This window comes from Stenotrophomonas sp. YJH_SMC_94-11 (assembly GCF_059370435.1).
The window spans coordinates 1-8970 of sequence record NZ_JCAFTR010000020.1 but is presented as its reverse complement, the minus strand read 5'-3'; the positions used below and the strand labels follow the sequence as shown (position 1 = coordinate 8970).

At 67.2% G+C, this 8970-nt stretch carries 9 protein-coding genes; all 9 read right to left on the bottom strand.

What is annotated here, in order from left to right:
- Positions 1 to 289: 289 nt before the first annotated feature.
- Positions 290 to 1789 (bottom strand): sigma-54 dependent transcriptional regulator, encoded by a 1500-nt coding sequence (locus tag AC5P74_RS20050; RefSeq protein ID WP_329842997.1) that lies wholly within the window; start codon positions 1787 to 1789, stop codon positions 290 to 292.
- Complete coding sequence (locus tag AC5P74_RS20045; protein ID WP_005409556.1) at positions 1786 to 2163, bottom strand: response regulator; 378 nt, start codon at positions 2161 to 2163, stop codon at positions 1786 to 1788. The genes AC5P74_RS20050 and AC5P74_RS20045 overlap by 4 nt, the downstream gene beginning before the upstream one ends.
- 14 nt (positions 2164 to 2177) lie before the next feature.
- Positions 2178 to 3587, bottom strand: coding sequence for an RNA polymerase factor sigma-54 (rpoN, locus tag AC5P74_RS20040; RefSeq protein WP_329842995.1), 1410 nt, complete (start codon positions 3585 to 3587; stop codon positions 2178 to 2180).
- A 323-nt stretch (positions 3588 to 3910) separates the two neighbouring features.
- The gene (locus AC5P74_RS20035) at positions 3911 to 4543 is read right to left on the bottom strand and encodes a response regulator (RefSeq protein ID WP_005413261.1); all 633 of its coding nucleotides are present in this window, start codon (positions 4541 to 4543) and stop codon (positions 3911 to 3913) included.
- 92 nt (positions 4544 to 4635) lie between these two features.
- Complete coding sequence (locus AC5P74_RS20030) at positions 4636 to 5214, bottom strand: PilZ domain-containing protein (RefSeq protein ID WP_069138606.1); 579 nt, start codon at positions 5212 to 5214, stop codon at positions 4636 to 4638.
- Positions 5211 to 5504 carry a hypothetical protein gene (locus AC5P74_RS20025; RefSeq protein ID WP_005416446.1) on the bottom strand — a complete coding sequence of 98 codons (294 nt, stop codon included), beginning with the start codon at positions 5502 to 5504 and terminating at the stop codon, positions 5211 to 5213. The genes AC5P74_RS20030 and AC5P74_RS20025 overlap by 4 nt, the downstream gene beginning before the upstream one ends.
- Positions 5501 to 5917 (bottom strand): flagellar export chaperone FliS, encoded by a 417-nt coding sequence (gene fliS / locus AC5P74_RS20020; RefSeq protein WP_495222504.1) that lies wholly within the window; start codon positions 5915 to 5917, stop codon positions 5501 to 5503. The genes AC5P74_RS20025 and fliS overlap by 4 nt, the downstream gene beginning before the upstream one ends.
- A gap of 127 nt (positions 5918 to 6044) precedes the next feature.
- Positions 6045 to 7460: a flagellar filament capping protein FliD gene (gene fliD, locus AC5P74_RS20015; protein WP_005416448.1), complete on the bottom strand. Its 1416-nt coding sequence runs from the start codon at positions 7458 to 7460 to the stop codon at positions 6045 to 6047.
- A gap of 441 nt (positions 7461 to 7901) precedes the next feature.
- Positions 7902 to 8970 (bottom strand): flagellin (locus AC5P74_RS20010; RefSeq protein ID WP_495222503.1); only part of this gene is annotated, 1069 nt, incomplete at its 5' end.

Genomic DNA, 8970 nt, shown 5'->3' with positions numbered 1-8970 from the left:
GCCCGAGCGACTCGGCCAACTCCACGGCTTGGTGCTTGAACTCATCGGTGTAGCTACGACGGGTGATACGGGACATAAGGGACCTCCAAGTGCGATCAAAGTATCGCTTCTTGGCGTCCGCTGACGGGGGGCCAGATCAGTGTTGTCTCTAGGAAAACGTGCAAAAGCAATGGGGTCAGATCCCTTTCCTGGGGAAAGGGATCTGACGCCCGGGCGACCGCGGGCGCCAAAAACACCAACGCCCGGGCAAGCCCAGGCGTTCGTGCCCCCTTCATGCTGGCAATGCGTTTCAGCCGGCCAGTTCGGCCTGCTCGCGCTCGATGCCGTACTTGCGCAGCTTTTCCACCAGGGTCGTGCGGCGCAGGCCGAGCAGCTGGGCCGCGTGGGCGACCACGCCCTGGGTGCGTTCCAGTGCTTCGTTGATCAGGCCCAGTTCGATGTTGGCCATGTGGTTGCGCAGGTCCATGCCTTCGTCGGGCAGCGCCGCCGGTGCCGCCGGGCGATTGACGGCAATGCCGTGCTCCAGTGCCGGCTGGTTGCCGCTGCCCGGGGTGTGGAAGGAGAAACTGCGCAGGTCCAGGCGTTCTTCGCTGGCGGCCGGCTGTGCCGGTGCCGGCGTGGCGGCCAGTGCCGCATCGCCACGGTAACGGGCCGGCAGGTCCTGCACGCGCACCGAACCCCCCGGATGCAGCACCGCCAGGCGCTCGACCAGGTTGGTCAGCTCGCGCACGTTGCCCGGCCATTCGTAGCCGGCCAGCGCCTGCAGGGCTTCCGGGGTGAAGCGCACTTCGCCACGGCCAGTGCGGGCCAGCTGCGCGGCGATGGTTTCCACCAGTGCCGGCAGGTCTTCGCGACGCTCGCGCAGCGCGGGTACTTCAATCGGGAATACGTTGAGGCGGTAGAACAGATCCTCGCGGAACTTGCCCTCAGCGATGCGGGTCTCCAGGTCGCGATGGGTCGCGGCCACCACGCGCACGTTGCAGCGGATGGTCTGGTTGCCACCCACGCGCTCGAAACTGCGCTCCTGCAGCACGCGCAGCAGCTTCACCTGCATCGGCAGGCTCATGTCGCCGATTTCGTCGAGCAGCAGGGTGCCGCCCTCGGCCATTTCGAAACGGCCCTTGCGCGCGGTGAGCGCGCCGGTGAAGGCGCCCTTCTCATGGCCGAACAGTTCGCTTTCCAGCAGGTCGGCCGGAATGGCGCCGCAGTTGATCGCCACGAACGGTCCGTCACGGCGCGGCGAACGCTGGTGGATGGCGCGCGACACCACTTCCTTGCCGGTACCGGATTCACCCAGCACCAGCACGGTGGTATCGAATGCGGCCACCTGCTCGATCATGGTGCGCAGGGCGCTCACTGCCGGGCCGTTGCCGGTGGGTCCCTGGTCCTGCGCGGCGCCGGCCTGATGCTCGGCATCCAGGCGCTTGAGGCTGGCGCGGCGCAGCAGGGCTTCCATCTGCGCGTGGCGCAGCGGCGTTTCCAGCGGCCAGATATTCGCTTCATGCAGCCCGTGCTGCTGGGCAAACACTGCGGCATCACCATCGGCCAGCAGCACCGGAGGCGGCAGGCTGCTGCCGCCCAGCCAGTTGTACAGCGCGGTGCTGGCGGGGCTGTCGTCCAGGCTGCCGACGATCACCGCCATCCAGTCGTTCTGGCGCTGCCGGCCCAGGTCGAAGTCGGCCGCGTCGGAGACCCAGCGCGGATTGAAGTCCATGAATTCCAGCAGGGCAACGGTGCGCTCTGCGCGCACGGCGTCGTTGTCCAGCACCAGGATGCGCGATTCACTCACGACTGTTCCTCCCTGAGGCCTTCCAGGATCGGCATCACTTCCTGGATGTAGGACAGCTTGCTGACAAAGTTGTCGGCACCGGCACGCAGCGCGTGTTCGCGGTGCTCGGCGTCGTCGAAGTGGCTGGCGATCACGATGTACGGTGCATCGTCCTGCGACTTGATCAGGCGGGTGGCCTGCAGGCCGCCCATCTCCGGCATGGCCAGGTCCATCAGCACCACCTGCGGGCGCAGCGTTTCCGAGCGCTCGATGGCTTCCAGGCCGTTGCCGGCACTGCCGACGATCTGCAGCCAGTCGATCTTGCGGAAATGGCGCATCGCCGCGTTGATGAAGCCCTCGTGGTCATCGACCAGCAGGACCGTGAGCTTGTTCATGTCCAACATCCTTTTCAGCCCACCCGGGCCAGCTGCGGTTGCCTGGCGCTGAGCCGGCGCCGTTCGCGGGCCGGGGCGATATCCAGTTGTTCTCGGTATTTTGCGACGGTTCGGCGGGCAATGTTCACCCCCTGGCGTGACAGCAGGCCGGCAATGGCCTCGTCGGCCAGCGGACGGCCGGCGGGCTCGGCGTCGATCAGGCGGCGGACCATGGCTTTCACCGCCTGGCCGGAGACGCTGGCGCCTTCCAGGCGCACCGCGAAGAAGTGCTTCAGTTCGAAGGTGCCGCGCGGGGTCTGCAGGAACTTGCCGGTGGTGATGCGCGAGACGGTGGACTCGTGCATGCCGATTTCCTCGGCCACTTCCTTCAGGGTCAGCGGGGCCATCGCCTCTTCGCCACGCACCAGGAAGGCGGCCTGGCGCTCGACGATCACACGCGCGGTGCGCAGCAGGGTGTCGTAGCGCATCGACAGGCCGCGGCTGAACCAGCGCGCCTCCTGCAGCATCTCGCGCAGTGCCGGCGCGGCTTCGCTGGTTTCGGCCAGCGCCTGTTCGTACTGGCTGTTGATCGAGACGCGGCGGCTGGTGGCCGGGTTCAGTGCCACCTTCCACTGCCCATCGGCATGCCAGGCGACCACGTCCGGTACCACCACCGCATTGCGTTCGGGCAGCAGGCTGTCGCCGGGGCGCGGCTGCAGCGAGAGGATCAGGCGCACCGCCTCGCGCACGTCGTCGATCTCGGCGTCGTGCTGGCGGGCGAGGGCGGGGTAGTCGTGCGCGGCCAGTGCCTCGAGCGCGCCATCGAGGATGCGGGCGGCCAGGTGACGCGCGGGAACCACGCCGTGCAGGCTGCGCAGTTGTGCCTGCAGGCCTTCGCGCAGGTCCTGCGCAGCCATGCCAGCCGGTTCACCGTGCAGCAGCTGCTGGCGGATGGCCTCGACGCCTTCGGCGGCGATGTCGAACTGGGCGCTGGCCAGCAGCTGCAGCTGCGCCAGTGGCGCCTGCAGGTAGCCGGCCTCGTCGCAGTGGTCGAGCCAGAACGCGGCCACCGCCAGTTCGCTGTCGTCCATGTCCAGCGCCAGGCGCTGCAGCACGCGCAGCTGAGGGTCGGTCGACTCACCGGCGGCAATGCGCGCCATGCGGTCGTCGTCGCCGTCCTGCCAGCTGGCGCCGGCCACGTCCCACATCGAAGACTCCGGCAGCTCGTCGAACGCGGCGGTTTCCAGCGTGGTGGCGCTGGCCTCGGTGGCATCAGCGGCAGGCGCTTCGGCCTCTTCGATCTCCAGCAGCGGGTTGGAGTCCAGCAGGCGCTGGATTTCCTGTTCCAGGTGCAGGCCATCAAGCTGCAACAGCCGTATCGACTGCAGCAGCTGCGGGGTGAGGTGAAGTTGTTGGCCCAGCTGGGTCGAGAGTGCAGCCTTCATCGTAGTTCCCCGGCGCCGCTCCCCGGCGCCTTGTGGAACGCATCTTGCTTTTGATCCGGCGTGGGCGGAATCGGGGGGTTCCTGAGGGGATTCGTGGTTGTCCCGACAGGATGTAGGGGTGTTCCCTACATCGGCGCGGAATGTTGACGATGATCGCGCCTAAGTTGCTGATTTTCGGTGTGGTTGCCGGGTTGACCGGGCTGTGCCGTGTACGGGTTCCTGTCGGGGCGTGTCAGGGTGACGGGAATTCGTCGCCGGTGCAGTGCCGGGCAGGGGTCAGATCCCTTTCCTGCGGAAAGGGATCTGACCCCATTGGCAGGCAATCACTCCAGCTCGTGCTGGTGGCGCGCGGCCAGCAGCAACAGGTCATTGGCGCGGCGGCAGCCCAACGACTCCATCATGCGTGCGCGATGGGTTTCCACCGTCTTCACGCTGATGCCGAGGTCCGCAGCGATTTCCTTGTTGCTTTCGCCCTTGCCGATGCGGCGCAGGATCTCGCGCTGACGCGGCGACAGCGCGGCAATGCCGGTAGGCTTCTCGCGGCCCAGCATGGGGGCCAGCATCTTGGCCGAGATCTGGGGACTCAGGAACACCTGGCCGGCATGCGCGGCGCGCAGCGCCAGTTCCAGCTCCTGCGGTGCTGCATCCTTCACCACGAACCCGACCGCACCGCGATCCAGGGCGTCGCGCACATGGGCGGCATCGTCGTGCATGGTCATCATCACCACCCGGGTGCCCGGGGCGCGCAGGCGGATGTCGCTGAGCGCTTCCAGGCCGGTGCGGCCCGGCAACGAGAGATCCATCAGCACCACATCCGGCGCATGCTGCAGGGCCAGCTGCAGTGCCTGTTCGGCGTTGCTGGCCTCGGCGACGAGCTGCACGTCGGCAAACCCCTGCAGCAGCCGCGCCAGGCCGGCGCGGACGAGGGTGTGATCGTCGACGATGAGAACTCGCACAGGCACGCAACAGATCCGTGTAGGGGAGTCCACCTTAACTTAGCTGAACGGGCGCGCCAAGGCTTGCCCGCCAAGCGTGATGGTGGCAGCTTTCAGCGCGCCCGGCGCGCCTCGGCCACCTGGCGGCGGTGCAGTCGGAACAGGTGCCGTTCCATTGCCATTTCCAGGCCGTCGCCCAGGCGCTGGAAGCGCAGCCACAGGAAGTGGCCGCCGCTGCCGTCGGCTGCCTCGGCGATCACTTCCACCGGCAGGTCGATGTGGTCGGGCAGCCAGTCGCTGGGCTGCAGGCGCACCACGCCGGCCTGTCCGGGGCTGGCACCACTGCGCGGGCCCAGCTGCAGGCGGATGCCACGGCGCGACCAGCGCACCGGGCGCAGGGGCAGTTCCAGGCCCTGCTGGCGCACCAAGCGGCCGAGCAGCACCATCGCCAGGTCCAGCTTGGCTTCAAGGCGTTGCAGCTGCAGGGTGGCCTCGTTGCGCTCGTCGTGCTCGTCAACACGGCTGTCTTCGACCAGTGCCAAGCTGCGCAGCAGGCCTTCGGCGCCGCTGGTGCGTCCGGCCGCGCTGCCCGCCTGGAACTCGGCCGGCAGGGCCAGCTCGCAGCTGAGCGTTTCGTCGAACAGCTCGCTTTCGGCAGGATGGTGCAGCGACGTGGTCGGCAGCTGGGTCATGCCAGCGATTCTGCCTGCAGGTAGGCATGGGCGGCGCGAAGAGAGCGCTGGCCGTCATTCATCAGTGCGGCTGCTGCATCGCGGCGCTGGCGCAGCAGGCCCAGAAGGCTCTGCTGGCGCTCGAACAGGGCGCTCAGCGGCGCGTGGTCCGCAGCGGTCAGCGGCTGGCTGAGCAGGGCATGCAGGGTGCTGTCGTGCCCGTCGAGCAGGCTGTCGGCCTGGTCCAGGGCGTCATCGCCCAGTGCCTTCTCGAAGGCATCCAGCTGCGCGTGCAGTTCGGGCAGGCTCATGGCGCCACCGCGGCCGGGCGGCGCTGTTCGTGCGGGATCGCGTTCCAGGCGCTGTCGATCTCGCCCAGCAGCTGCAGCGATTCATCCAGCGCGGCGCGGTCGTTGTGCAGGTTGGCTTCGGTCAGGCGCTGCAGCACGTAATCGTACAGGGCCGACAGGTTGCCGGCGATCTCGCCGCCGGCCTCATGGTCCAGCGAGCCGTTGAGGTGGCCGACGATCGCGCAGACTTCGCCGATCGCCTTGCCCTTGCCGGCCTGGTCGCCGCGCTCGAGGCTGGCCAGGGCGCGACGCACGCGCTCCAGCGCGCCGGCCAGCAGCATCACCACCAGCTTGTGCGGATCGGCATCGGCGACCGCACTGGTCACTCCCACCTGGCGGTACTGCTCGGCATATTGACGGCTGGAACCGTACATTCGTGATTCTCCTTGCGCGGGGTGCCGTCGGGCGATCGTGGGATCGGTGCCGGCGGCGCGGCGATGATTGCTGTTGCGTCCGTTATCGGTGCATTGCGCGGCAAACTTGAGTGCCACGCACGCATCGTCAGCGGTTCAACTGTGCCAGCTGCTGCTGCAGCGCCGTGTTGCTCTGCTGCAACTTGCCCATCAGGCTGTCCAGCGCGATGAACTGCTTCTTGTAGCGCTCTTCCACGCTCTTCATCCGCGTGTCGAGATCCTTGCGGCGCTTGTCGATGTTGTCCAGCGTGGTGTTCAGTCCCTTGGTCCGCGCGACGAACGCGCCTTCCTTTCCGACCGTGGTGCTGACATAGCCGTCGACCAGCGTGTACAGCTTGCCGGCACCGCCGGTATCTCCGGTGATCGCCTGGCGCATCTTCTCCGGCTGGCTGGCCAGTGCGGCGGCGAACTTGGTGGTGTCCAGGATCAGCGTGCCGTCGGCATTGGGGTAGCCGCGGGTATCCAGACCGATCGCCTTGGCATCGAGCTTGTCACCGGCCAGGTCCTTGAGCACGCTCGACATCACCGAGCGCAGCTGGCTGGTGGCGCCGCGCATCTGCGCATCACCGGTCAGCGTGGAGGCTTCCTTGGTCTTGGCGTCGTACTTGGTTTCGGTGTTGATCGCCGCCAGTGCGGCGTTGTAGGCGGTGACGAACTCCTGCATCACCTTGGTGGCTGCCGCAGTGTCGGTGCTGATGGTCACCGTGCTGGTGCCCGGCATCTTCAGGTTCAGGGTCAGGCCCGGAACCGCATCGGCCACCGTATTGCTGGCGCTTACGACCTTCACGCCATCGATGGTCAGCTCGGCGTCGGCGGCGGCGGTGTTCTGCTTGAGGCTGTTGACCAGTCCCCCCAGCTTGGCGTCGCTGCCTGCGTATTCGAGCTTGATCGCGTTGGCGGCACCGGTCTTCTCCTGGGCGATCGACAGGTACTGGTTGTCGCCGGAGCTGATCAGGGTGGCCTGCACGCCTTCCTTGCGGCCAGCCGCATCGATCTTGTTGCGGATGGTGGTCAGCGTGTCGCCGTCCTCCACCTCCACGTTCATGGTCTTGGCCTTGTCGCCCACGCCAACGGTCAGCGTCAAGGTTCCGGCAGCAAACGTGTCGGTCTTGGGTACCGAGGTATCGGCGATCAGTTTGTGCGCGGTGGCCAGCGAGGTGACATTGACCACGTGCGTGCCATTGGAGGCGGCAGCCTTGGTTGTGCCGACGTCATACAGCGCGACCGACGCCGTCAGGATCTCGTCGGTGCCCTTGTCGCCGCCTTTGCTTGCGGTCACGGTGCGCGTGTCGAACGCCGTGGTGGCCTTCAGTGCGGTCAGCGCCGTCTTCAGCTTGTCGAAGGCCGAGGTGATGGTGCCGATCGAGGACAGCTGCATCTTGGCCTTGGACTGCTGCAGGTTCAGCGCATTGTCGGCGGGCTTGCGGTCGGCTGCGACCAGCTGGTTGACGATGTCCGAGATGTTGAGCCCCGAGCCAATGCCACCGTATCCAAAGTCTGCCACGTCGTTTCTCCTGGTATCCGGGCCCGGCCGTCGTGCGGTGGCCCGTCGTCAACGAAAATAGCGGCCTGCGCCGCTGGGTCTTGAGGACTTCGTTGATGCACGTGCCGTGCCAATCGCCTGGCGCAGGTTCTGGCACGCGGGTTGCAGGAGGGCTGGGGCAGGGTGCGGGTGGGTTCACCGCGGGCTGCCGGGAGTCTGCAAAAAGCCCTCCCCCAATGCAGGGGAGGGATCAGACTACTGACAATCGGGGGGAGACGAAGCCGCCCGGTACGTACAGTCAAAGGTACAGCGCTGAAAGAGAGGTCCGCAGGAGCGGGCGATGCCAAGCCGGTTCGGGACTCATCCCGGGCCGGGCATGGCCCGCGCCTTCGTGCATCGTGGCTTCCCGGTTGCCGCTACCGTCGGTTCGACCCGACGGTAGCGGCGCCTTCTTGCCGTGGATCAGCGCAGCAGGCTGAGCACGCCCTGCGGCACCTGGTTGGCCTGGGCCAGCATGGCCGTACCGGCCTGCTGCAGGATCTGGGTGCGGGTCAGCTCGGCGGATTCCTTGGCAAAGTCGGTGTCCTTGATGCGGCTGCGCGATGCCGACAGGTTTTCCGACGAGGTCTGCAGGTTGGCCACCACCGAGGTGAAGCGGTTCTGGATCGCACCGAGGTCGGCGCGGGTGCTGTTGATCGCACCCAGGGCCTTGTCGACCACTTCCAGGGCCTGCTGGGCACCGAGCACGGTGCTCACGTCCAGCTTCTGCACGTTGGCCGAGGTGTCGGTGCCAGCAGTGTAGGCGCCGGCAGCCGCTGCGGTGCCCCAGGTCTTGGCGGTGGCGTCGTAGTCGCTGCGCATCAGGGCGATATCGGCAGCGGCAACGGCCTTGCCTTCCTTCACCGAGCTCAGCTTCAGGGAGCCGTCGGCATTGGCTTCGGCGTAGATGCCGGCCTCGCCGATCTTGGCGTTGATGGCGGTGGCGACGGCCTTGGAGGCATCCGCCGTGGTGGCGCCGGCCTTCACTTCAACCGTGCCGATGTCCACGCCCATCACGGTGCCGGAGAAGCGTGCGCCGTCGGTGCTGGCGGCCAGGGCGGCGGTCGCGCCGGTGGCGAAGGTCGAGGTGCCCAGCGAGCCGGCCTTGGCATCGATGGTCTTGTCGATGGCGATGGCCTGGCCGGCATTGGCGCCGACCTGGAACAGCTGGCTGGAGAAGGTGCCGTCCAGCAGCTTGGTGCCGTTGAAGTCCGACTGCTTGGCGACGCGGTCGATTTCCGAGACCAGCTGGGTCACTTCGGCCTGCAGCGCCTTGCGGTCGCTGGCCGAGTTGGTGGCGTTGGAGGCCTGCACCGACAGCTCGCGGACGCGCTGCAGATTGTTGCCGATTTCGGTCAGCGAGCCTTCGGCGACCTGGGCCAGCGAGATGCCGTCGTTGGCATTGCGGATGGCGACGTCGGTACCGCGGATCTGCGTGCCGAAGCGCTCGGAGATCGCCAGGCCGGCGGCGTCGTCCTTGGCGCTGTTGATG